The organism is Nocardia heshunensis (assembly GCF_054782115.1).
In genome coordinates this window covers 1-23,219 of the sequence record NZ_BAAGTC010000003.1, presented here as the reverse complement: position 1 = coordinate 23,219, position 23,219 = coordinate 1, and the positions used below count along the sequence as shown (strand labels likewise).

Genomic DNA, 23,219 nt, shown 5'->3' with positions numbered 1-23,219 from the left:
CGCCTGCCGAGGAATCACCGCATGACAACACCTTCCGTCACGACGGGCACACCGTCTCCTTCCGTCTGCCCGGTCACCCGGGTCACCACACCGACCGGGGATTCGGCCTGGCTGGCCACGGGCTATGAGCTGGTCCGTGAGCTGTTCACCGACCCGCGCCTCGGTCGTTCGCATCAGAACCCGGAAACCGCTGCGCGCCTGGGTGAGTCAGCGTTCTCGGGCGGCCCGATCGGCAACTTCGATACCGAGCTCGACGATCATGCGCGCATGCGGACCCTGCTGGCCCCGCACTTCACCGCCAAACGGATGCGGGAGCTGCGTCCGCGCGTCGAGCAGATCACCACCGAGCTCCTCGACGCCATCGAGGCGCACGGCGCACCCGCCGATCTGCAGGCCGAGCTGGCGTTGCCGCTGCCCTTGCTGGTCATCTGCGAACTGCTGGGCGTTCCCTATGCCGACCGGAATCGGTTTCGGCAGTGGGTCGATGCGGTCGGCAATGTCACCGATCGCGCGACGGTCGAGCAGGGTGTGGCCGATTTGTTCGCCTACTGCCTGCATCTGGTGGGGCAGAAGCGGCGCGAACCGGGCGAGGACGTGGTGTCACGACTGTGCGCGGTCGACGGTGTCACCGATGACGAGGTCGCCACGCACGCCATGGTGCTGCTGTTCGCCGGGCACGAGACCTCGGCGGTCCAGATCGGCGTCGGGGCTCGCATGCTGCTGGAGAATCCCGACCAGTGGCGACTGCTGCACGAGCGGCCGACCCTGGTCCACTCGACCGTCGAGGAGCTGCTGCGCGCGTGTGACGCGAGCAGCCTGCCCCGGTATGCCCGCAGCGATGTCACCATCGGTGAAACCCGCGTTGCGGCAGGCGATCTGGTGCTGCTGGGTATCGCCTCGGCCAATCACGACCGGTCCGTGTTCACCGATCCTGATCGCGTCGACATCACCCGGCAGCAGGCCGCGCACTTCCTGTTCGGCTACGGACCGCGCTACTGCCTGGGCGCGCCGCTGGCCCGCATCGAGCTGCAGGTTGCCTTCGGCCAGCTCGTCGCACGATTCCCCACCATGACCCTCGCCGTCGACCCGGCCACGCTGACCGAACGCGACGAGGTCTTCACCGGCGGCCTGACCGCACTGCCGGTGCAGTGGTGACCACCCCGAGCACTCACGAGGAGTCACCTCCTATGTCACTCGCCACCACCGATTCCGCGCCCCTGGTCATGACCCGTCGCCGGATCTGGTTCATTTTCGCTGCCCTGTCGGCCGGACTGTTCCTGGCCAGCCTCGATCAGATGATCACCGGCGCAGCCATGCCCACCATCGTCGGGCAGCTCGGCGGCGTGCCGCACATGGCCTGGACGACCACCGCCTATCTGCTGGCTACCACCATCGTCATGCCGCTCTACGGCAAATTCGGCGACTTGTTCGGCCGCCGTTGGCTTTTCCTGTTCGCCATCACGGTGTTCACCGCCGCCTCCTTGGGTGCGGCGCTCTCGACGGGGTTCTGGGAGTTCATCGTCTTCCGGGCGCTGCAAGGCGTGGGCGGTGGCGGGCTGATGATCCTGGCCCAGGCCACCATGGCGGATGTGGTGCCCGCCAAGGATCTCGGCAAGTACGGTGCGCCGATGGGCGCGATCTTCGGGCTCACCGCGGTCGGCGGGCCCATCCTCGGCGGCGAATTCGCCGACCATCTGGGGTGGCGCTGGTGCTTCTGGATCAACGTGCCGATCGGGTTGGCGGCCTTGGCAATTGCCGCGCGCTACCTGACCCTGCCCAGCAAACGGCCGAGCGTGCGACCGGACTATCTCGGTGCCGTGCTGATGACGACGGGGACCACGTTGCTGATCCTGCTCAGCGACTGGGGTGGCAAGCGGTACGGGTGGGGATCGCCGACCATCCTGGCCATGATCATGGCTGTGGCCGTGGTGGTTTCGGTGTTCATCGCCGTGGAATCGCGTGCCGCCGAACCGATGCTGCCGTTGCGGCTGTTCCGCAATCGCACATTCTCGACGACCTCGCTGCTCGGATTTGTGATGGGGCTGATCATGTTCGCGTCGGTGGCATTCGTGCCGACGTTTCTGCAGATGGCCACCGGCGTCTCGGCGTCCACGTCCGGGCTGCTGTCGATTCCGATGACGGTAGGCATGTTCCTGTCGGTGTCGGTATCGCTGGGTGCGGTGACCCGGACCGGTCGCTACCGGGTCTACCCGCCGCTCGGGGTGGCGATCATCGCCGCCGGAATGACGTGGATGACCCGTCTCGATGCCCACACGCCCGCCTGGATGGTGTCGGCGATGCTGTTCGTCGTCGGCTTGGGGCTGGGCATGGTGATGCAGCTGCTCGTCATGCTGGTCCAGAATGCCGTTCCCGCAACCGATGTCGGGACCGCGACCAGTGCCAACAACTACTTCCGGGAAATGGGCGGCGCACTCGGGGTGGCGATCTTCGGGTCCGTCTTCACTCACCGCCTCACCGGCAACCTCGACGCCGCCTTCCGCGCGCATCCCCGGGAAGTCATGTCCACGGGCCTCAATCCCGCCGCGCTGCCACCGGCCGTGGTCGACCACCTCCCGGCCCCGTTACGCGACGCCATCGTCGGCTCGTACGCCCACGCCTTGGTCCCGGTATTCGCGTACATGCTCCCCGGCCTGGCTCTCGCCTTCGTGATCGCCCTGCTCATTCCGCACCTGCCGCTCGCCGAAGTCTCGGGCTTGGTAGCGCGCAAGGAAGCCGTCGAGGAACCGGTCGAGTTGGGTTCAGGGGCGGGGTGATCGAGGGCGCCAGCCCGGGGGCGGGTCCTCGCCGACCCGGCCGTCGACGGCTTCGCGCAGCAGGTCGGCGTGTCCGGTGTGGCGGCCGTACTCCTCGATGAGGTCGCACAGTAGGCGGCGGAGGCTCAGCTGGCGGCCGTCCGGCCAGGCCAGGTGCACGAGCTGGTCCGGTCCGGCGGTGGCCAAGGCGGCGGTCAGTTTCTCGCGTGAGCGGGCGATCGTGGTGTCCCACAGCGTGTACAGCTCGTCCGGGGCGTCGTTGGATGCCGAGGTGAAGTCCCAATCCGGGTCGGATCGCCAATCGACGGTATTCCAGGGCGGATTGGGTGGCGTGCCGGAGAGCTTGCGCGTGAACATCTCGTCCTCGGCGCGCGACAGGTGTTTGAGCAGACCACCGAGCGTCAGCGTGGAGGCACCGATCCGAGTGTTCAAGGCTGCCGCATCGAGCCCGTCGGCCTTCCACCGGAACGTCGCCCGTAGCCGCTCCAATGCGCCGATCAGATGCTCTGCCTCGGTGCCGGCCAGAGGCGGCTCCCAAGGCGTGTCGCTGTCGGTCATGATCACAGCCTAGGTGCCGTGGTTCCCACCCGGTGAGTCGAATTTCAGGCCAGAACCGGGTAGTTGGCGCGGATGACCGCGTGGGGGTCGCGACTGTGTTTGAGGGCGCGCAAGCGGGTCAGCGTGGCGGGTGGGAAGGCGCGGGCCGCGGTGTCGCCCGGCGTGAGAAACGTGAAGGGCGCTCGGTCGGCCAGGACCGGGCCCAGGGCGTCGCGGCATTGCTGTCTCCGGGTATCGAGCGCCGCCTTGGATTCCGGTGTGGTGACCATTCCGATCGCGATGAGGCAGTAAGGGGCTGTCATCTGCCCGGCCGCGCTGTCGGATGGTCGGGCGAACGCGCCGCCGAGGTGGCGGATCTCCATCGCGAGTAGCGGTGCCAGCGGCTGTAGTAGCTGTTCGGCGGTGTGATCGTCGATGCCGGTGAGCAGCTCCGCAGCGAACATCTCCGGACTCGGATCTCGTGGCTCGGAGACGATGTCGCCGAGGTCGGCGATCGCCACTATCCGGCGGGTGTCCTCGAGCCTGTCCGGAATCGAGTCGAACCGGGACAGCAATGCCCGCCCGGCAGCCTCTTCGCCGAGATACGTGAACAGAACGCTGGTGAGTGCGGTGGGTGCGCCCGGGGGTTGAAACTGTTGAAACCACACCGTCAATTCGTCGGGCGCGTTCGCGGTCACCTCCCGGAAAGCCGCCAGAACCGCGGGCGCGGCGGGAGACGCCCATGTCATTCTGCCGCCGAAAACGGTTGGTGCCGGGTGGAGTTCGAACTCGACCGCGGTGACGAGGGCGAAGTCGCCACCGCCGCCGCGCAGTGCCCAGAACAGGTCCGGGTCGGAGGTGGCGGTGATGCGGCCGGGGTGACCATCGGCGTCGACGATGTCGAAAGCGGTGACGCTGTCGGCGGCCCACCCGTGTTTGCGCCCGAACCAGCTCAATCCGCCGCCGAGCGAGAACCCGGTCACGTTGACGATGGGCGAGCTGCCCGCCAGGCCGGTCAATCCATGCGGTCCCGCCGCGGCGAGCACGGCACCCCAGGAGACGCCCGCGCCGACCCGCGCGGTTCTCGCGGCCGGATCCACCCGGACCTCGTCGAGTTTGCCTGTGCGGACCAGGATTACGCCCTCGAGGTCGTCGCTGGCGCCGTGACCGCTGGGCTGGACGGACAGCGATACTCCGTTGCGGCGGGCATAGCGCACCAGCGCGGCGGCATCGTCGGCGTCGGCGAGCTCCACCACGGCCCGCACCCGCTGCGTCACAGCGGTACTCCAGGCTCGCGACGTCGCCTCGAACCCCGGGTCTCCCGGCAGCGATACCTGGCCACGGACGATCGTGCGCAGATTGTCGCTGCCCGCGGCCATCGACCGCGTCGTGACGAGATCGCCGACCGTCCAGGCGGCCGCGCCGACGATGCCGACACCTGCCGCGCCGATGAACGTTCGGCGACTGATTCGTTTGCTCAATTCCCCACCGCCCCACATGGTTCCATGGCAAGCAGGATGTCGCCATGAACTACACGCTGTGTGTAGATACTAAAGTACACACGGTGTGCATATCCCGCACGCGCTCACTCCACACCGCACGACCCTTCGGAGACCGACGTGACCGACCCGCAGAACGCCAGAAGCCGCCGGACGGTCGGCGCGCTGCTGGCCGCGACCCGCGACATCATCGAGAAGGACGGCATGCCTGCGTTGACCATGGCGGCCGTCGCCGAGCGCGCAGGCGTCACCCGCCGAGCCGTCTACCTGCACTTCGCAACTCGGACCGACCTCGTCACGGCGCTCTATCGCAGCCTCGGCGAAACCGAGGACCTCGCGGCATCGCTCCAGGCTGTGTGGGACACCCCCGATGCCGTGTCGGGCCTCCGGGAATGGGTCGCCCATCTGGTGCGATCGCACTTGCGAATCCTCGCGGTGCTGCGCGCTGTCGAACAAGCCCAGCACACCGACCTGGATGCGGCAGCGCTGTGGCAGACCACCCAAGGGAATTGGCTCAGGGGCAGCCGCCGGGTCGTCGAACGGTTGGCGGGGGAGGGGAAGCTCGCCCCGCATCTTTCCGTGGACATCGCGACCGACATGCTGTGGGCGTTCATGTCGCTCGACCTGCTCGACCGGCTCGCTCACCAACGACGGTGGTCGAAGAAGCGACTGACCGAACAGCTCACCGCCACGTACCTCGCCACGTTTGTCGCGCCGTCGTGACAGGGGCTCGTCGGATCGATGGATTACTGTGGCGGCGTGGGTATTACGGAGTTCGGTCCGGGGGATGTCGTGTATTTCCCGGAGGGGCCTTTCTGCGGGGTGTGCGGTGTCGTCCGGTCGGTGGATGCGCACCGGGCCGAACTGCGGATCGATTTCAGCGAGGGAACGGTGCATCGCGAGGGGAATGTGTTGCGCGAACAGCGCCACAGTTTCACCGTCGGATTCCACGAGGTCGAACTGCTCTGACGCGCGCCGCGGTGCGCGGGGGCCTAGGCTTTCGCGAGTGTCCAATGCTGTGCGACTCCTGATCATGATCACCACGCTGCCCGGGCAAGGCCACCGGCAGACCGAGGCGTTCGAGCGTCTCGCGCCCCTCGTGCGCGCCGAACCGGGCTGCCTGCAATACGACCTGCACCGGGTGACGGACGACCCGGATCGGTTTGTGCTGCTGGAGGAATGGGCCTCGCGCGAGGCGCTCGCCGCCCACGACGACGCACCACACATGATTGCCGCCGGACCCGTGAATCAGACATTCCGTGCCGGTCCCGTGCAGGTCATCGAGTTCGCCGCCGCACCCGTCGCCTGACCGGGTGGTGATCCGCGCCACAGGGCGCACCCGCTATGTCACTCTCCGAGCCCGAATCGTGTCTATGGCTACGACACCACCAAGGGTGAAGGAGCGGACATGACCGAGAACATCGACGTTGTCGTCATCGGGGGCGGATACGCGGGCATCGCCGCGGCCAACCGCCTCCGATCGCGCGCGGACCTGTCGATCACCGTGATCAATCCGCGGCCGCGGTTCGTCGAGCGAATCCGGCTGCACCAGTTGGTCGCCGGAACCTCGCAGGCCGTCGTCGAGTACGACACCATGCTCGGCGCCGGGATCTCACTGATCGTCGACGAGGTCACCACCATCGACGCGGCAGGCCGCACCGTGGCCCTGCTCAGCGGCGGCACCATCTCCTACGATTATCTGATCTACGCGGTAGGCAGCCGCAACGCCGCGCCCACCGTGCCGGGAGCAGCCGAATACGCCTACGGCATAGCCGAATTCGAGCAGGCCGATCGATTGCGCGCAGCTCTCGCCGAAGCCGACCCGGCCGCCCCGATCACCGTGGTCGGCGGCGGCCCCACCGGTATCGAAACCGCCGCTGAACTGGCCGAAACCGGCCGCCCCCTCACCTTGATCTGCGGCGGCCAACTAGCTCCTTACCTGCAACCCCCGGCCCGCCGCTCCGTCGCCCGCCAACTCACCCGCCTCGGCGTCACGATCATCGACGGCCCCCAATCCAAGGTCACCACCGTCCACTCCACCCACATCACCCTCGCCGACGACCGCACTCTCCCCAGCGAAATCACCATCTGGACAGCCGGATTCACCGTCCCCGACCTAGCCACCCGCTCCGGCCTGCACACCGACCCCCAGGGCCGCCTGCTCACCGACGAAACCCTTACCAGCATCGACGACCCCCACATCTTCGCCGCCGGAGACGCGACCGCCCCCAGCGGCCAACCCCTCCGCATGAGCTGCCAAGCCGCCATCCCCCTCGGCCTGCACGCCGCCGACACCCTCCTCAACCGCCTCGCAAGCGCCGAGCCATCGCTACTGAACATAGGTTTCGTCGGTCAAAGTCTCAGCCTCGGCCGCAAGAAGGCCACCATCCAAATCGCCCACCTGAACGACACCGCCATGCGTCCTTACCTCGCGGGCCGCCTTGCCGCCACGATCAAGGAGGCAGTCTGCAAGAGCACCATCAACACCCTCTGCGCCGAGTCCCACAACCCCGGCTCCACCTCCACCATCAAAGGCGGCAACCGCCAACGCCGTCTCGCCCCACCGACAGCATCTCGGCAGCTCAGTTGACCTCCTCCAGACGGGGTTTCAGATTCCTCGGAGCGAGTGTCCTGCCGTTGCGCAGAGGCGTCAGCGCTTGTTCGGCGAAAGACAGATAGTCGCGGAACAGTTCGGGTTGCTGAAGGTGGAGCCGCCAGTACGGACTGGATTCGTCGGGTCCCGTCCAACCCCAGTGGTCGGAGACGCGATTTGTCGAGAGCCATCGTTCATCGGCGAGATCGGGGGCACCGAGTTCGGCCTGCAAAGTCCCCAACCGGGCGATGAAGCGTACGAACCCGGTATCGCCTCCGCCGACCACCAGGCCCGATCCGGTGGGGATGCCTGCGGCCGCCGAAGCCGCCACATCCTCGGCCAATTGTTGCCAAGGGGCGGAGGTGATCTCCAGTGCGGCGGCGCGGATGGCCGGGCGGTTCCGGTCGCGTCGCGCGGCGCTGCGGATCCGCAGATTGACAAGGCTATAGGAGCGGACCGGGGCGATGGTGAAATCGCCGAACTCCCAGAACAGATACATGTCGTCCGAGGTCCCGTGCCGGGGCTCGCCGAACGCCGCCCGGAAGCTGTTGAGGGCCACGGCGTATGCCTGGTCAAGGTCGTGGTTGAGAAAGTCGTAACCCTCATCTTCGAGGTCGTTGTCGCCCAGATCCGTGCTGATGGCGACGTCGATAACGGTGAGCACATCGCCGGCGAGTTCGAAGATGGCCTGTGGGCTGTGCACGTCCAGGCCGGTGCCGCTCCAGTACATGTTCTCGATCGTCCGGTCGGTGTAGATGCGCCAACCGGCGTGCGCGGCAAAACGTTTCACGTCGCCCGCGTGCCACGTCCAATCGAAGCTCGATGCGGCACGGACCACCCCGAGCGCTCCCGGCATATCGAGTTCGGTGTGTTCCCCTCGCCACTCGTGATCGAGCTGGATCTCAGGCACTTCACGCGGCTCGGGTTGCCGGGATCTCGGGGGCAGGTCATCGGCCGGGCGTAGTGGGATAATCTCGGTCGGGCCAGGATCGGTCACCCAGTCGTGCGCGATAACGTCATGCGGGGACCCGGCACCCATCGCCTTCAGTTCGGAGGTAATCCGAACTGCGAGACGGCTGTATCCCGGAGTGTCCAGTGGTTCCGGATAGTCGGCCGACTCGTAGACCGGGTCCTCGAAATCGGTGTCTGCGTCGAATTCCCATTCCGGATCGTCTGGATCGGGCGTACCGATCTCCACATAGAAGGCCTCGGTATCCTCGAGGATCCGCGCGCCACCCGGAGGGTTCTTGAAGATCCGCACATCCCGGCCATCGCGAACATGCAGGACCACCGGACAGTCCTCGTACATGTCTGTCAGGCAGTCGGCCAGAGATTCGGCGAAGCGATCCCATTCGGTCAGCTCCGCGCGGCGAGCGACCCGCTGTCGGTGACGATCCTCCCACCACCGCTGCCATACCGGATGCACCAGCACCAGTTCGACCATGCGCCGTACGGTGACCAAGCCGATCACCACGGTGTCGGAGTCCCAGACCATTCCGTGATCGCTGCCGACCGGCCCCGTAGTCGGCGCGCCGAATATCTCGATCAGACTCGCTGCGACTTTCTCGGCAGCTGCGTCGAGCAGTTCGGGTGTCCGATGGTCATCCGGCCTCGGGCAGTCCGACACAAGCACGTGCACCTGACGCAACTCGCCCTCGGGATGACTGAAGATCGCCGAGCTGTCCCAGACGTTCACCGGCGTATGCGCGACGAGCGATACCTCCGGGAACCCCTCGAGCGCAACGGGTTCACCCCATCCCACGGCGGTAGCAAATCGCACTGAATCCGCTTGCGACCAGGTCCACTCGAATCCCGCAGCAGCCCTGGCTATCTCAACCGCACTGGCGACGTCCACCCGTACCGGAACCTTCATCATGGACCCGACCCTAGCGCGCCTCACCGACGCCCAGATCCGTGTGGTTATGCCGGCTTCCGGGCCAGGTCTGGGTGGGCGCGGCCGGTGACTACTGGCATGTCGACGAAGGTCAGGAGGCCGGGGGCGGCGGCGCAGACGTAGGGGATGGAGTTGACGCAGTGGGCGGCGGTTACGACTATGCCGGGGTTGCGTTGGAGGCCGGCTGCCACAGTGGTGGGGTGCCAGCCGTGGATGGTGACGAAGCAGTCGGGGTCGCCTTTTATCTCGACTTCGAAGCGGACGCCGCCGTCGCCGTATTTCCAGGGTGGGTCGAGGTTTTCGTCGCCCATCAGCCAGTTGACGGCTACTCTGACGACCTTGGTATCGCCGATGAAGGCTTCCCAGGCGAAGCGTTGGGCAGCTACCTCGCCAGGTTTGATGACGCCGATCGGGGAGTCGATGGGGGCGGTGGCGACTGCGACCTCGCGGGTGCTGCGGATTTCGGCGTCGGCGAAACCGAGGGTGTCCAGGCACATTCGCACGGACTGGTCGAAGCCGTTGTTCAGCAGGGCCAGCATTGGGCCGTTCATTGCCTGCTCGGGTGACTGGCCGAAGCCCATGAGGTGGCGGACGACGTCCGGGGCGTTGTAGGTGCGGATGTCGGAGTATTCCTCGCCGCGGACGAAGGTGATCGCGCTGGAGAGGCCGGTGAAGAACAGCGGTTGTTGCTCGGTGGCGCCGCCGGGGTCGATTCCGGTGCCGTGCAGCGTGACACCGCCTTCGAGGGCTGGCGGGATCATCCGCTCCTTCTCCTCGGCGGTCGGCCAGAACCAGCCCAGCGGCGTGACGACGTTCTTGCCCGAGCGCAGAATCGCCTCCACCTCTGTGGGATTCGGCATCAGCGGCGAGTACAGGACGCAGTCGGCGTCGAGTGCGAGGATCTCGTCGATGCTGTCGGTCGCGGTGACGCCGATCGGGCCGATTCCGGCGAGCTCACCGGCGTCCCGGCCGACCTTGGCCCGGGAATGCACCCAGCACCCGACGAGTTCGAGTTCCGGGTGCAGCTGGATCTGGCCGATCGCGGCCTGGCCGAGCCCACCTGTGGCCCACTGGATCACGCGCAGAGTCATGCAGGGAATGGAACAGGTTTCATTCCTTGGGCGTCAAGACCGGGCGGCCACCACTTCGGCCGCCACCTCCAGGAATTTCAGGTCGGTGACGGCCGGAACCAGGATGAACTCGTCGCATCCGGCCCGTTCCGCGCCGTCGAGAATGTCGGCGAGCGCCTCGGGACTCGACGCCCGGGTGGAGGCGGCGATCATGTCGGCCAGCTTGGGGCCGAGGAAACCGAGATAGCGAGCGGTGAAGGAGCGCAACGCTTCTGACGCATCGGCGACACCCAGGGCGGTGAAGCAGCCACTGACCTTGCGTGGGGTCGTCGTACGACCGGCTTCGGCCCAGCACCGATCGGCGAGTGCACCCACCTCGGCGATCTCTTCGGCATTGCCCGCGATACTGAAGCCGGAGATGCCGTCGGCCCACTGTGCCGCGCGGCGCATCGCCTTCGGACCCATCGCGCCCGCGAGGATGATCGGCCCGCCCGGCTGCACACACGCGGGCCCGACCGGATCCCCGCCCTCGAACGGCGGCTCGCCGGCAAGCAGCGCCTTCAACTCGGCAACCTTGTCATCGAGCTGCTGGTGCCGTCCCTTGAAAACAGCACCGAGAGCGCGATAGTCGTGCTCACGACCACCGACGCCCACGGCCACCTCGAGCCGACCATTCGAGAGCTGGTCCAATGTGCCGATCTGCTGGGCGACCATCGCCACCGGATGCTGCGGCAACACCCAGAGATTCGCCAGCACCCGCACCCGCTCCGTCACCGCCGCACAAGCCCCCAGCGTCGCAACCATCTCCGGATTCGAGAACGTCACCCGCTCACCCACCGAGACACTCGAAAACGGACCCGCATCGATCAGCCGAGCCCAATCGACCGTCGTACCCGGCCCGTAGCCGGGAGCCATCTGCGGAAGCGCAACACCGATCTTCATACCGCGACCTTCTCAGACCCAGCGGTCCCTGGTCATGCGATTCAGATTCTGGGCTGGCCAGATCCTAGCGATATGGGGCGATTCAGCCGCTGTTCGGTCGGTCGGATCTCTCGCAGAATCGAATCGAACCCATCGAAGAATGTGGGCGCGAACAGAATTGGAGAATCGAGTGCCAATTGGACTCGAACAGGCGCAGGCGATAGTGGCCGCCGCCGAGGAGCGAGCGCAACAGATCGGTGTGCCGATGAATATCGCGGTGGTGGATGGCGGCGGTCATCTCATCGCCTTCGCACGGATGGATCGCGCGATTCTCGGTTCGATCGATATCGCGCTGACGAAAGCGAAGACGTCGGTGCTGTTCAACGGCCCCAGCGAAAGCCTTTGGGAATTCTGCAAACCAGGCGGACCCGCACCGACCACCGAATTCACCAACGGTGGCCTGATTCCCTACGCCGGTGGTGTGGCGATCAACGACGAGTCCGGCAGCCTGCTCGGGGCGATCGGCGTATCCGGCGGGCTGCCGGTGCAGGACGGTGACGTAGCCCGGGCCGGTGTCGCCCGGCTCTTCCAGGAGGTCGAGTGATGAAGAAGATCCTGATAACCGGCGCGGGCAGCGGTTTGGGCAAGGGGACGGCGATCGGGCTTGCCCAGGCCGGACATTCGGTGATCGCGACCACGCAGATCTGGCCGCAGGTGTCCGAGTTGCGTGCGCAGGTCGAGAAACTCGGGCTGGCGGACCGCGTGACCGTGGACAAGCTGGATATCCTCGATCCGCGTGACGTCGAGAACGCCATGCAATACGACTTCGATACTCTGCTCAGCAACGCGGGCACCGGTTTCGGTGGCCCCTTGGCCGAGATACCGATCGAATTGGTGCGTGAGACATTCGAAACCAATGTCTTCTCGAATTTGAATCTGATGCAGCGGGCAATCCGCAAGTTCGTCGATACGGGCACTCGCGGCCGCATCGTAATCGTCAGTTCGATGGGCGGCATGCTCACCGCCTACGGGCTGGGTGCCTATTGTTCGAGCAAACATGCCCTCGAAGGGATTGCGGCCACCTTGCGTGACGAATTGGCGCAAGGCGATACGGGCATCACGGTGCAGACCATCAATCCCGGTGCCTACGACACCGGATTCAACGATCGACTGGGCGACAGCACCTTCCACTGGCAGGACGACTCGGTGAACTTCACCTCGCGGTCCTCGATCGAGAAGGTGTTCTCCGAGATCATGCAGGGCCAATACGATCCGCAGGACATGATCGACAAGATGGTCGAAATCATCGGCGCGGAGCAGGGCAACTACCGCAACGTGTGGCCACCCGCGACCGAAGAACTCATCAAGCAGGTCCAACAGGATGCGTGGACCCGCCAGGTCGTCTCGGGCGGCTGACTCGCCGAGTCCAGGTAGGTTCCGCGGTGATCCGGTCGGGTTCCTGCGCTGACGCCGGAACGGGCGGATGCGCGTCCCGGAAATTCGCCCGATAGCTCAACGGTGGCACACCGGTCTGGCGGACGAAGTGCGGTCGCATGGCGGTGGCACTGGCGAATCCCGCATGGCGAGCGACGATTTCGACAGTGGTGTCCGTGGTTTCGAGCAGCTCGCGGGCATAGCGGACCCGCGCGTTGAGCAGCCACTGCAGCGGGGTGGTCCCGATATGGGATCGGAAGTGCCGGTTGAGGCTTCGCACGCTCAGGGCCGCGTGATCCGCGATGTCGGCGAGGGTGAGGGGACGGTGCAGGTTGGCGTTCATCCATTGCAGCGTGTCGCCGAGCAGGATGTCGGTGTCGGCCGGGGCCGGGTGGGCGATGAACTGCGCCTGCCCGCCTTGGCGCTGAGGCGGCATGACTGTGTGGCGCGCGGTGGCGGTGGCGGCCGCGGCACCGAGATCGCGGCGGACCAACTGTAGGCAGAGATCAAGTCCGGCAGCCACACCCGCGGACGTGCACACCGTGCCGTCCTCGACGTAAAGCACCGAGGGATCGACCTCGACCTGCGGGTATCGCTGCGCCAAGGCGTCGGCATGTTCCCAATGCGTGGTGGCCCGGCGGCCGTCGAGCAGTCCGGCGGCGGCAAGGATGAAGGCGCCGGTGCACACCGACGCAATGCGTGCGCCGCGCTCATGCGCATCGCGCAGCGCGTTCAGCACCTTCGGCGGCGGATCGGCATGGGTAGGAGCGCGGCCGGGCACGACGATGGTGTATGCCTCGGCGAGCACCTCCAAGTCCCAATCCGTGCGCAAATCGACTGCGCCGAAAAGGGAATCGGTCCGCGCCCGGCGTCCCGGGGCGGCGATCCGGACTTCGTAGGTGGGCACTGCCGCGAGGAGGTTGGCGGCGCCGAACACCTGGCCCGGGACAGCGAGCTCGAAGCCGACCACATTGTCGAGTGCCAGCACCGCCACGATCCTCATGGCCAGATCATAGCGATACGAGTCTTTCCAGCCACTGTCGAGGCGTGGTCGATCCCGCCAGAATCGGAGCTACCGAACGGACATGGAGTCTTCACACGACAGGGGAACAATCATGAGCATCGACGCGGACGCCCGATCGGAATTCAGCGTGCCGACAACGGAATTGGCGCTCGCCGCCGACGAACTGGCCCGATCGGTGTCACCGGAGTTCATCTACAACCACGCAATGCGCGGCTACCTCTTCGGCCGCGAAATCGCCGCTGCCATGGGAATGCGGCCCGGAACCGACTACGACGACGAACTCGTCTTCCTCGCCTCCATCCTGCACGACCTGGGCGCAACCGACCACGCCAACGGCAACCAACGCTTCGAAGTGGACGGCGCAGACGCCGCCGCCGAATTCCTCACCGCCCGAGGCCTGCCCCCAAACCGCGTCCAGCCGGTCTGGAACGCCATCGCACTCCACACCAGCGACGGCCTCTGCCACCGCTTCGGCCCCACCGAAGCAGTCACCCAAATGGGCATCGGAGCCGACATCATCGGCCGCCTCCGCGACAAACTCACACCCGAATACGCCACCCGCGTGCACGCGGCCTACCCCCGCCACAACCTCGGCTACGCCCTCTCCGAAACCATCGCCGCCCAAATCCACGCCAACCCCGCAAAAATGGCCTCCCCAATGAGCTTTCCCGCCCACGTGTACCGCCTCCAATACCCCGACCACGCCCCCAACCTCACCTGGCACGACATCCTGGACGCCTCGGGCTGGGCCGACAAGCCAAGGGCATGAACGAGATCCGCGTCGGCCGCTCGCTATGGGCTGGCCAGGAATTCGATTATCGCGTTGGTGAGTTCGGGCGCGAGCAGCGCGGTTCCATGATTGCCGGGAACACGGACGAATACGCTGTTCGCTAACAGCGTGGCCAGTTCGGCGGCATCGGTGCGCTCGTCCTGGTCGCCGATTGCCACCAGGGTCGGGACAGAAATGCCGCGCAGGACGGCCTCGGGTGTCGGCACGAGGGAGTCGAGCACGCTCAGCATCGTGCGAGCGTCCGCGCCCGCCATCGAGATCGCCTGCGCGGTACGGGCATCAGCCGAGTCCGGTTCGATGGCAATTCCGTTGACCAGGTCCGTGAGGACGCGGTAATTCGTCCCGCCCTGCTGGGTCGCGCTGACCTTCGCCAGGCCCTGACCAGCCACGATCGCCCGGCGCGGTTTGGCACCTCGCGCAAGCATGCGCACCACGATCCGCGCGCCGAGTGAATATCCGCCGAGATCGTAGTCGCCATCGCCGAACCCCAAAGCCTCGACGAGCGCGAACCCATCGTCAGTGAGTACGTCGGGCGAGAACGCGGCGTCAGGCGTCGAACTGTCCCCGTAGCCTCGAAGGTCAGGCAGCAGAACGCGATAGCCTCCCGCGGCCAACGCGGCCGCGGGCCCGTATTCGAGCATGCTCGACCCGAGCCCACCGAAGCCTGGCAACAGGATCAGCGGCCGCCCGGCCCCAATCTCATGCCAGGCCAAGGGCATGCCGTCGAACCCGGTGAATCGATGGATAGCCATAGCGTTTCCTACAGGCCGAGTTTGGTGACGGCGTTGTCTTCCAAGGGGTTTGCGGTGCGGATGTAGCCGTGGACGGTGCGGGGGTTGGACCAGCGGCCTTGGCGCATGATTTCGCGGTCGCTGGCGCCGCCGAGGGCGGCTTGGGTGGCGAAGCCGGCGCGGAGGGAGTGGCCGGAGAAGAGGGTGGGGTCGAGGCCGGCTCGGGCGGCGTAGCGCTTTACGAGTTCGGCGACTGCGCGGCCGGACATGGCGGTGGTGGCTAGGCCGCCGTGGCGGGAGATCGATGGGAAGAGTGGGAGATCCGGGGTGGTGAGGGTGGTTCCGGTGAAGCCGTGGCAGCGGTGGATGTGGGGGTCGGGGGCGGGGGTGGTGGTGAGCCAGGCGCGCAGGTCGGTGGTGGTGTGGGCCTCGCGGAGGCGGGTCCAGTCGGCGAAGGCGCAGACCGGGCAGGTGTGGGGGCGTTGGCCGCGGGGGAGCGCGACGCGCTGTTCGTTGACGCCGGTGGGGTCGGTTTTGGTGGTGGGCAATTGGATCAGCAGCAGCGGCTCGCCGGTGGCGTGATCGGTGGTGACCGTGACGTCGCCGACCTGCAGGGCGGCGATCTCACTGCGCCGCAACGCACCCGCGAAACCGACCAGCAGCAGCAGATTGTCGCGGCGGCGCGCCGGTTCGGTGGGCCAGCCCGGGGCGGGCAGCTCCGCGAGCAGCTGGTCGAGGGTGTGCAGCAGGACCGGCCGCTTGCGGCGCGGCTGAGTGCGCCGGGTTCGGCGAATGCCGCGCAGGGTCAATCGCACCACGTCCGCGCGGGTCGGCGAGGGCAGTCCGTTGGCGGCGTGCACGGCGGCCAGCGCGGCCGCCTTCCGCTCCAAAGTCGCTGCGCTGAAGGCCCATTCGCCGTTGTCGCGGCGCGCGTCGGCGGCTGCGGCGAGATATACCGCCACGTCCAGGGCATCGGCAGGGAGCGCCTGCCGCGACTCCGCCGCGCACCAGGCCGCCCAGGCGATCCAATCGGTTCGATAGGCGCGCAACGTATTCGCCGACTGCGACGCCTCCAGATACCGCCGCAGCGATCCCGCCTGCGTCTCGTCGAAGCGATCACGCACCAGCCGCAATGCGGCCGCATCCACCAGCACGCTGCGGACCCCACGCCGCAGTTCCCCGCGCACCTGTTCGGGCACGGCGATCACCGCGCCCGTGTCCTGCGACGACTCCGGGCTGAACTCCGACGGCTCTGACATGCCCTCGACCCTAGATCGAACCCGCGTTCCCGTTGCGCCGGACACCGATTCGCGTGTCCGGCGGTGATCAGCGCCGCGTCAGCGCGACAACCGGAATCTCCCAGTCGAGCTTCGCCTGGAAGTCGGCCAGGAACGGGGATACCACGAGCTGCCGCTCCCACAGTTGGGCCCGGTCCGCACCCTCGACCACGCTCGCGGCGACTTCCCAGGATTCGGTGCCGATCTCGACCGTGCCGACGGGATTCGCGCGCAGATTGTGATACCAGCCGGGCCGGGTGCCGCGACCGCCATTGGCGGCGAACACGACCACCCTCTCACCGTCCTGTTGGTACGCCAGCGGCCAGGTGCGAGCCTCGCCGGTCTGTGCGCCGGTGGTGGTCAGCAACAGCAGTGGCATCTGAGCGAACTGACCGCCGACCTGTCCACCGCCGGAACGGAATTGCCGGATGATGTCTTCGTTCAGCTGCTGGCGCGCGATATCGGTCACGCGCCCATCCAACCATGATCGAGTGTGGGGTATTCCTTGTCCGGCAGCCCGATTCGGGTCAGGGCTGCAACCGCCAGCTGGCGTCCGGTTTCGGCAGCGGCCAGTTCCAGCCGTATCTGGCTCGCAGTTCCAGCAGTTGCTGTCGCCGCGCACACGATTGCTCGGAATCGCCGTCACCCTCGATGCAGTTGCGGTGGATCCACAGCATGGCCTCCACCGTGCCCGAGAGGCGCATCGCGTCATGCTCGGGCATACGATGATGCTTGAGCACCGACGGCGTGTCCGACATGGCCCAATCATCCCTCAGTGCGGGCGTGCTGTCGTGCGGTCCCGGTGTTCTCTCAGCTCGCCAGAGGAGTCGCGCATGTGCCGGCTGTTCGGATTATCGGCCGCCCCGCAACGGGCGCGAGCCACCTTCTGGCTGTTGGACGCTCCCGACAGCCTGGCCCGGCAAAGTCACCGCGAACCCGACGGTGTCGGGCTGGGCACCTTCACAGCTGAGGGCGCGCCCCTGGTGGAGAAGCAACCGATCGCCGCCTACGAGGACCTGCTCTTCGCACAGGAAGCTCGCGACCGGGAATCGGAAACCTTCGTCGCGCACGTGCGCTTCGCCTCCACCGGCGGCCTGACCCTGCGCAATACCCACCCGTTCGAACAGCGCGGCCGCTTGTTCGCGCACAACGGGGTGCTGCAGGGGCTCGACGAACTCGAAACCGAACTCGGTGAGTACCGTCGACTCGTCCACGGCGACACCGATTCCGAACGCTTCTTCGCCCGGGTCACCCAGCGCATCGACCACCACGCGGGCGACATCGGCGCAGGCATCACCGACGCGGTGACCTGGATCGCGGACCGGCTTCCGGTCTACGCGCTCAACCTGATCCTCACCACCGCCACCGAACTATGGGCGCTGCGCTACCCGGACACCCACGATCTGTTCGTCCTCGAGCGGGCCGCCGGTGGCGCACCGGGCGATCGCGGTCTCGACCACGCCACCGGCACGGGCATCCACACCCACAGTGGTGCGCTCGCCGCGCAGCCCGCGGTAGTCATCGCCAGCGAACGCATGGACGACGATCCGGGCTGGCGGCCGTTGGCTTCAGGAGAACTGCTGCACGTGTCCGGCCGACTGCAGGTCAGCTCCAATATCGTGCTGAATTCCCCACCGCGGCACCAGCTTTCCCTGTCACACCTGGGCGCGACCGCCGCCGCGTCCCAGACCGCGCGCTGAGCCGGACTGCTCATTCCTCCCGGGACGCGCGCGCCAGATCGACCGTGGCCGAACGCAATGCGGCGATACTGTCGATCGGGGCGAGATAGCCGATGCGTGTGATCGCAATGCCGCGCGGCGTGGTGACCCGCAGATCGAGGCCGAAGCGGTCGGCGCGCTCGCACACCGCGCCCGTCGCGTCCGGATAGCCGCCGCGCACGCGAGCCATATCCAGCAACGAGTCAGCATGATCGTCATTGAGATGGGTGATGGCCCGGGCCGCGGCAGGAATGATCGGATCGGCGATAGCTTCTGCGTATTCCTCGGCGCTCGCCGAATCCATGCGCCCGTAACCGCCGACCCAGCGGGCCCGCTGCACCCGCAGCACCCAGACGGTGAAGTCGCTGAAGTCGATATAGGTCTTGGCCGAGGGGACCGCGGCGAGATGCGCTTCCCGAGCCGCCTCGGCTTCTTCGCCCACGGGTCGTTCGGCGATGCCCGCCAGCGTCAATCGGGTGCCCGCCAGTGGATCCGACGGCAGGTCCGGCGCCACGATCGACACGCTCGCGCGCGGGTCTGCGGCGAGGTTGCGGCCGTGCTCGGCCAGTCGGGAGACACACAGAACCGGTTGTCCCGCAAGCAATCCGTAGGTGACAAAGCTGGCCCACGGGCCGCCGTCGGTCGTGAGGGTGGCCAGCGTCGCGGTATTCGTCGCCGCCGCAACCGTTCTCGCCTCATCGGCGGGAGTGGGGCGGGTGGTGATCGCGATCGGAGTCAGCGGTGGGGGAGTCGAGGGCGCATCGCCCGGATCGCCGTGGTCGAGAGCCATGCGACACAGGCTACCCGCGCCGACATCCGGCGCGTTCTTGATATCGAACCGCCGGGGCGGTTTCCGCTCGCGACAGGGGGCCGATGCGATCAGACAGAGTCGGGGTCAATCGGGCAGGATCGGGACCGACAGGCCCTCGCCCCGCCGTAGCAGCGCCGCACGGGTCACCGTGCCCGCGCCGAAGCGATCGCGCAGCGCGTCCAAGGTCGAATCCAGGGTGGATTCCGCACGCGCCTCGAACGGCAGCGACATCTGCATGGTGTCGGCATTGTCGAGATTGGTCAGCGACAACCCGATGAGTGTCAGCCCGCCGCGCTCGTGGATCAGCGGCAGCGCGGATTCGAGCAAGGTGCGGGCCGCGCGCAGAATCACCTCCCCGCTGTCGGTCGCCTCGGGCAACGTGTGCGAGCGGGTCGCCCGGCCGAAATCGTCGAAACGCATGCGCAGCACCAATGTTCGGCACACCCGCCGGGCGGTCCGCAGCCGATGGCCGAGGCGATCGGCCAGGCCGTGCAGATACGCCTCGATCTCCTCATCGCTACGGTGCCGCCGCCCCAGCGCGCGCTGCGCGCCGATCGACCGCCGTCGCCGCCCGGTATCCACGCGCCGCGGATCCCGCGCCCACGACAGCGCATGCAGATGCCTGCCGACCGCGGGTCCGAGCACCGCGGCCAACGGTCCCTCACCCAACTCCGCCAACTGCCCCACCCGCGTGATCCCACGTTCACGCAACTCCCGCGCGGTCACCTCGCCCACACCCCACAACCGCTCCACCGGCAGCGGATGCAAGAACTCCAATTCCCGATCCGGCGCAACCTCCAGCAGCCCATCGGGTTTCGACACCGCACTCGCCACCTTGGCCAGAAACTTCGTCCGCGCCACCCCCACCGAGATCGGCAACCCCACCTCGGCCCGCACCCGCGCCCGCAGCCGCTGCGCAATATCGACCGGCGCCCCCGCGATCCGCCACAACCCCGCCACATCGAGGAACGCCTCATCGATCGAGATCCCCTCGACCTCCGGCGTCGTATCCCGAAAAATCTCGAAAACCTGCTTGCTGGCCTCCGAATACGCCGACATCCGCGGCGGCACCACAATCGCATGCGGGCACAACCTCAGCGCCGCCCGCACATTCATCGGCGTCCGCACCCCAAACGCCTTCGCCTCATAACTGGCCGCCAACACCACCCCACCCCCCACCAATACCGGCCGCCCCCGCAACCACCGATGGTCCCGCTGCTCCACCGAAGCATAGAAAGAGTCCAGGTCAGCATGCAGAATCGCCGCCCGCTCAGGACGCTCATCACTCCCCACACCAGAACCCGACACGAACATATGTTCGCATACCCATCGGTCTGATGCGTCGAGGTCCCCTGATCCCAGGCCGTGCCCGGTCCGAGTCGCAGCACGCCGCTCCGTGAGCCCAGCCACTGACAATAGCGATCGCTTATCGCTTCATTTCCAGAACGACTCTTGGTCACGGCCGCGATCGACGGTGAACTGGTCTCAACGAATTATCCGGGCCCACAACGGCTCTCGACCAGGAGGAACGCCATGAACCGCAACGCCGAGCAGACCGTCCGCGAATACTTCCACGCCCTGGCCACCGGCGGCGACGTCGCCGACTACTACGCCGAGGACGCGACGTTCTGGTATCCCGGCGACCTTCCGATGTCGGGCACCTGGCGCGGCCGCGAGGCGATCGTCGACGGCTTCCTCGGCGCCGCCTTCGGCCTACTGGATCCAGAAAAGGAGACCACGATCGAGATCACCAACATCGTCCCCGCCGAGCCCTATGTCACGGTCGAGTGGGATTCGACGGCCACGGTCCGCAACGGAAACGCCTACCACAATCAGAACATCGCGATCTTCCACGTCCAGGACGGCCTGATCACGAGCGCCCGCGAATACGCCAACACCCAGCACTGGGAGCACGTGCTCCGCGACCCGCGCACGGCGTGAACCTCATCCGACCGGCTTCGGTCAGGCGCTCACACCCGGTGGCTGGCGTCGCGTACGCGCCGCTCGATCCATAGGTGTTGTTTTCGCGCGATTACTGCCGGAACCCTCATGGCAACGAATACACGCTATTGCCGAATGCAGTGCGTGCCGTGGGGCTTGTCAGACCCAGTAGGGGACGCGTGCGCGGTACTTCGTCATGGCGGCGATAGCCAGTGCCCATCCCAGGATGGTGATCACGCCGACGATGATCCAGTGATTGGGGTGCGAGGCTTGGCCGAGTAGGGGTTCTCGAATGATTTCGAGGTAGTGGAAGGTAGGAATCCACTCCAGCAGCCGAACTCGTTCGGTGATCCCCGTCGAGCCTTGTGTGACATCGGTGGGCCAGGTGACCGGGGTCAGGATGAACAGGGTCACGGTGGCGCTAGTGATGATGGGGAGCAGATCTCGATGTCGAGTGCTGAAGATACCGAACACGATTGCCACCCAGAGCGCGTTCAGAACCAGTAATCCCAATGCGGGAATTGCCAGCAGAGCGGTCCAGTGCAAGTGACGCCAAATCCCGAACACTGCCACCAGCAACACGTATATCGCGAGGTTGTGGACGAGGAACAGCAGCTGACGCCACACGAGCCGGTAGACGTGCACGCTCAGGGCAGACGGGAGTTGTTTGATCAAGCCCTCGTTGGCAACGAAGATCTCCGATCCTTCGATGATGCTGGCGTAGATCAGATTCCAGACGATCATTCCGACTGTGACGTAGGGCAGGAACTCCGATATCGGCCGGTTCAACAGCATCGCGAAGAATCCACCCATCGCGCCTGCCTGCAGACCTGTGGAGATCGTGATCCAGAAGGGGCCGAGGACCGAGCGGCGGTAGCGCTGCTTGATGTCTTGCCAGCCGAGCGCGAGCCACAGTTCGCGTTGCTGAAACCCGGTGCGCAGGTCATCCATCGCGCGGGTGATGCTGCGCGCTTTAGGCATGGGTGTGGGCCGGAGAACTGTTGCGACAGTCGACGACACGTGCGCAAGCCTACCTACTGACGATTCCGTCGAGGCTCACCCCGATCTGGCTGTCGGTGCACAACGTACTCAACTTCCACTACATCAGGCTGACCGAACCGGCCAGCCTGATGTAGTGGAAGTTCAACCGGCGGTGGCGATTCGAGGCCGCTGAGACACTCATCTGGTGGCTAGGACATCAGAGTTCGGGCCTGCGCGTACCCGGGGAACCGTTCCCGCAACGCCGCGTCGAATGCTGTGGCCTGTTCATAGGAATCGACCTCGCTGAACAAGCCGGTTCGTAGATACCAGCCCATCAAACCCGCCGCATCAGCCAACCGCCCATTGAGCGCCGACACGATCACCGTTGCTCGCACCAGCTGGGCGCGCGGGCTCTGATCGTTCACCGCGTTTTCCTGCGGTTTCCTGGCCTGCGCGACCAGCTTCGTCAGGCTGTCTCGCTGCGAAAACCAGTCGCCGACTGGACCATCGACACACCGCATGAACCATGTGGCCGCGTCCACGACGTCGGCCAGGTCGTACATCGCGTACAGGTCGTACTCGCCCGGATCGATATGGTCGCTGAAGATCGTCAAGTCCATCAATCCGAGGTCCCAGTCGGTTTCCCCCCATTCCGCCATCCTTGCCGCCCTGGGTAGCCCGCTGATCAGCTTTCCGGCATCGATCGATATCAGGCTGGCCGAGCCGTACAACCGATGCGCACCCTTGATGTACTCGACGATCACGTAGACCGACGCGGCCACACCAGGGGCGGCCTCCAATTGCCCCGCGAACATCAGCACTTCATCATCGCTCCAGTCAGGGGCCACCAGCAGGCCCCGTTCGGCCAGCTTCGGTGCCAGCTCCGCTTCCAGCGCCGTCCTGTACTGATCGATATTGCCGCTCAACACATCTCATTCCACTTGGCGATCGCGTTCATGATCATCAAGGAGTTTGTAACGGACCGCACTGACACAGAGCGGAGCACGTGCTGTTGTCGTGCACGGTCGAAGCCAGTCAGCTAGAGCTGTGTCGGTCCGGCGAACGCACGGTCATGCCGCGAGCCGCGCGGTTCGAGGCGGCCAGTACCGTCCTGTGAAAGATCAACGGCTCGAGGTGAACTCGGGCTGCTGCAGTGCGCGGTCATGCCTGTGGTTTCAATAGGTCAGCGCAACAATGGTTTTGTTCAGGCGAAACAGGTGATGC

25 protein-coding genes are annotated in these 23,219 nt (G+C 66.3%); 11 read left to right on the top strand and 14 right to left on the bottom strand.

What is annotated here, in order from left to right:
* Positions 1 to 21: 21 nt before the first annotated feature.
* Both ACYVN4_RS06690 and ACYVN4_RS06685 read left to right on the top strand, forming a co-directional pair.
* The gene (locus ACYVN4_RS06690) at positions 22 to 1,155 is read left to right on the top strand and encodes a cytochrome P450 (RefSeq protein ID WP_460718403.1); all 1,134 of its coding nucleotides are present in this window, start codon (positions 22 to 24) and stop codon (positions 1,153 to 1,155) included.
* A gap of 32 nt (positions 1,156 to 1,187) precedes the next feature.
* Positions 1,188 to 2,774, top strand: coding sequence for an MDR family MFS transporter (locus tag ACYVN4_RS06685; protein WP_460718402.1), 1,587 nt, complete (start codon positions 1,188 to 1,190; stop codon positions 2,772 to 2,774).
* Here the strand turns inward: ACYVN4_RS06685 and ACYVN4_RS06680 are convergent.
* Together ACYVN4_RS06680 and ACYVN4_RS06675 are read right to left on the bottom strand one after the other, a co-directional pair.
* On the bottom strand, positions 2,760 to 3,332 hold the full coding sequence (locus tag ACYVN4_RS06680) for a mycothiol transferase (RefSeq protein ID WP_460718401.1): 573 nt from the start codon (positions 3,330 to 3,332) through the stop codon (positions 2,760 to 2,762). The genes ACYVN4_RS06685 and ACYVN4_RS06680 overlap by 15 nt on opposite strands.
* A 44-nt stretch (positions 3,333 to 3,376) precedes the next feature.
* A complete protein-coding gene (locus tag ACYVN4_RS06675; protein WP_460718400.1) occupies positions 3,377 to 4,792 on the bottom strand; it encodes an FAD-binding oxidoreductase in 1,416 nt (471 codons plus the stop codon).
* A gap of 138 nt (positions 4,793 to 4,930) precedes the next feature.
* Between ACYVN4_RS06675 and ACYVN4_RS06670 the strand changes: the two genes are divergently transcribed.
* The 4 genes from ACYVN4_RS06670 (at position 4,931) to ACYVN4_RS06655 (ending at position 7,400) form a co-directional block, all read left to right on the top strand.
* Positions 4,931 to 5,533 (top strand): TetR/AcrR family transcriptional regulator, encoded by a 603-nt coding sequence (locus tag ACYVN4_RS06670; RefSeq protein WP_460718399.1) that lies wholly within the window; start codon positions 4,931 to 4,933, stop codon positions 5,531 to 5,533.
* A gap of 36 nt (positions 5,534 to 5,569) precedes the next feature.
* On the top strand, positions 5,570 to 5,779 hold the full coding sequence (locus tag ACYVN4_RS06665; protein WP_460718398.1) for a hypothetical protein: 210 nt from the start codon (positions 5,570 to 5,572) through the stop codon (positions 5,777 to 5,779).
* A gap of 37 nt (positions 5,780 to 5,816) precedes the next feature.
* Positions 5,817 to 6,119, top strand: coding sequence for a putative quinol monooxygenase (locus ACYVN4_RS06660; protein WP_460718397.1), 303 nt, complete (start codon positions 5,817 to 5,819; stop codon positions 6,117 to 6,119).
* 99 nt (positions 6,120 to 6,218) lie between these two features.
* Complete coding sequence (locus ACYVN4_RS06655) at positions 6,219 to 7,400, top strand: NAD(P)/FAD-dependent oxidoreductase (RefSeq protein ID WP_460718396.1); 1,182 nt, start codon at positions 6,219 to 6,221, stop codon at positions 7,398 to 7,400.
* On the opposite strand, the gene ACYVN4_RS06650 is transcribed toward ACYVN4_RS06655, so the two are convergent.
* Genes ACYVN4_RS06650 through ACYVN4_RS06640 form a run of 3 tightly spaced genes read right to left on the bottom strand, consistent with a single transcriptional unit; the run spans position 7,393 to position 11,309 of the window.
* Positions 7,393 to 9,279, bottom strand: a complete 1,887-nt coding sequence (locus ACYVN4_RS06650; protein WP_460718395.1) for a DUF6301 family protein — start codon at positions 9,277 to 9,279, stop codon at positions 7,393 to 7,395. The two genes, ACYVN4_RS06655 and ACYVN4_RS06650, sit on opposite strands and share 8 nt — an antisense overlap.
* Positions 9,280 to 9,323: 44 nt before the next feature.
* The gene (locus tag ACYVN4_RS06645; RefSeq protein WP_460718394.1) at positions 9,324 to 10,388 is read right to left on the bottom strand and encodes an NAD(P)H-dependent amine dehydrogenase family protein; all 1,065 of its coding nucleotides are present in this window, start codon (positions 10,386 to 10,388) and stop codon (positions 9,324 to 9,326) included.
* Positions 10,389 to 10,421: 33 nt separating this feature from the next.
* Complete coding sequence (locus tag ACYVN4_RS06640; RefSeq protein WP_460718393.1) at positions 10,422 to 11,309, bottom strand: LLM class flavin-dependent oxidoreductase; 888 nt, start codon at positions 11,307 to 11,309, stop codon at positions 10,422 to 10,424.
* Between the two features lie 169 nt (positions 11,310 to 11,478).
* Between ACYVN4_RS06640 and ACYVN4_RS06635 the strand changes: the two genes are divergently transcribed.
* Positions 11,479 to 11,892: a GlcG/HbpS family heme-binding protein gene (locus ACYVN4_RS06635; protein ID WP_460718392.1), complete on the top strand. Its 414-nt coding sequence runs from the start codon at positions 11,479 to 11,481 to the stop codon at positions 11,890 to 11,892.
* A complete protein-coding gene (locus tag ACYVN4_RS06630) occupies positions 11,892 to 12,704 on the top strand; it encodes an SDR family oxidoreductase (RefSeq protein WP_460718391.1) in 813 nt (270 codons plus the stop codon). Before ACYVN4_RS06635 ends, ACYVN4_RS06630 begins: the two co-directional genes overlap by 1 nt.
* On the opposite strand, the gene ACYVN4_RS06625 is transcribed toward ACYVN4_RS06630, so the two are convergent.
* Positions 12,652 to 13,725: a GlxA family transcriptional regulator gene (locus ACYVN4_RS06625; protein WP_460718390.1), complete on the bottom strand. Its 1,074-nt coding sequence runs from the start codon at positions 13,723 to 13,725 to the stop codon at positions 12,652 to 12,654. The genes ACYVN4_RS06630 and ACYVN4_RS06625 overlap by 53 nt on opposite strands.
* Before the next feature lie 112 nt (positions 13,726 to 13,837).
* Between ACYVN4_RS06625 and ACYVN4_RS06620 the strand changes: the two genes are divergently transcribed.
* Positions 13,838 to 14,515 (top strand): HD domain-containing protein, encoded by a 678-nt coding sequence (locus ACYVN4_RS06620; RefSeq protein WP_460718389.1) that lies wholly within the window; start codon positions 13,838 to 13,840, stop codon positions 14,513 to 14,515.
* Between the two features lie 23 nt (positions 14,516 to 14,538).
* On the opposite strand, the gene ACYVN4_RS06615 is transcribed toward ACYVN4_RS06620, so the two are convergent.
* The 4 genes from ACYVN4_RS06615 to ACYVN4_RS06600 form a co-directional block, all read right to left on the bottom strand.
* Complete coding sequence (locus ACYVN4_RS06615; protein WP_460718388.1) at positions 14,539 to 15,255, bottom strand: alpha/beta fold hydrolase; 717 nt, start codon at positions 15,253 to 15,255, stop codon at positions 14,539 to 14,541.
* Positions 15,256 to 15,296: 41 nt separating this feature from the next.
* A complete protein-coding gene (locus ACYVN4_RS06610; RefSeq protein ID WP_460718387.1) occupies positions 15,297 to 16,526 on the bottom strand; it encodes a site-specific integrase in 1,230 nt (409 codons plus the stop codon).
* Positions 16,527 to 16,593: 67 nt separating this feature from the next.
* Positions 16,594 to 17,013, bottom strand: coding sequence for a nitroreductase/quinone reductase family protein (locus ACYVN4_RS06605; protein ID WP_460718386.1), 420 nt, complete (start codon positions 17,011 to 17,013; stop codon positions 16,594 to 16,596).
* A 58-nt stretch (positions 17,014 to 17,071) separates the two neighbouring features.
* Positions 17,072 to 17,266, bottom strand: a complete 195-nt coding sequence (locus ACYVN4_RS06600; protein ID WP_460718385.1) for a hypothetical protein — start codon at positions 17,264 to 17,266, stop codon at positions 17,072 to 17,074.
* A 111-nt stretch (positions 17,267 to 17,377) separates the two neighbouring features.
* Here ACYVN4_RS06600 and ACYVN4_RS06595 point away from each other — a divergent pair, with 111 nt between their 5' ends.
* A complete protein-coding gene (locus ACYVN4_RS06595; RefSeq protein WP_460718384.1) occupies positions 17,378 to 18,244 on the top strand; it encodes a class II glutamine amidotransferase in 867 nt (288 codons plus the stop codon).
* 10 nt (positions 18,245 to 18,254) lie between these two features.
* Here the strand turns inward: ACYVN4_RS06595 and ACYVN4_RS06590 are convergent, their stop codons facing one another.
* Both ACYVN4_RS06590 and dinB read right to left on the bottom strand, forming a co-directional pair.
* Positions 18,255 to 19,052 (bottom strand): HugZ family pyridoxamine 5'-phosphate oxidase, encoded by a 798-nt coding sequence (locus ACYVN4_RS06590; protein ID WP_460718383.1) that lies wholly within the window; start codon positions 19,050 to 19,052, stop codon positions 18,255 to 18,257.
* A gap of 105 nt (positions 19,053 to 19,157) precedes the next feature.
* Entirely contained in the window at positions 19,158 to 20,387 is a 1,230-nt protein-coding gene (gene dinB / locus ACYVN4_RS06585) for a DNA polymerase IV (RefSeq protein WP_460718382.1), read from the bottom strand.
* A 219-nt stretch (positions 20,388 to 20,606) separates the two neighbouring features.
* On the opposite strand from dinB, the gene ACYVN4_RS06580 reads away from it, so the two are divergent.
* A complete protein-coding gene (locus ACYVN4_RS06580) occupies positions 20,607 to 21,014 on the top strand; it encodes a nuclear transport factor 2 family protein (RefSeq protein ID WP_460718381.1) in 408 nt (135 codons plus the stop codon).
* Between the two features lie 159 nt (positions 21,015 to 21,173).
* On the opposite strand, the gene wzm is transcribed toward ACYVN4_RS06580, so the two are convergent.
* Positions 21,174 to 21,995: a galactan export ABC transporter permease subunit Wzm/RfbD gene (gene wzm, locus ACYVN4_RS06575; protein WP_460718380.1), complete on the bottom strand. Its 822-nt coding sequence runs from the start codon at positions 21,993 to 21,995 to the stop codon at positions 21,174 to 21,176.
* Positions 21,996 to 22,204: 209 nt separating this feature from the next.
* Positions 22,205 to 22,921, bottom strand: coding sequence for a hypothetical protein (locus tag ACYVN4_RS06570; RefSeq protein ID WP_460718379.1), 717 nt, complete (start codon positions 22,919 to 22,921; stop codon positions 22,205 to 22,207).
* Between the last annotated feature and the right edge of the window lie 298 nt (positions 22,922 to 23,219).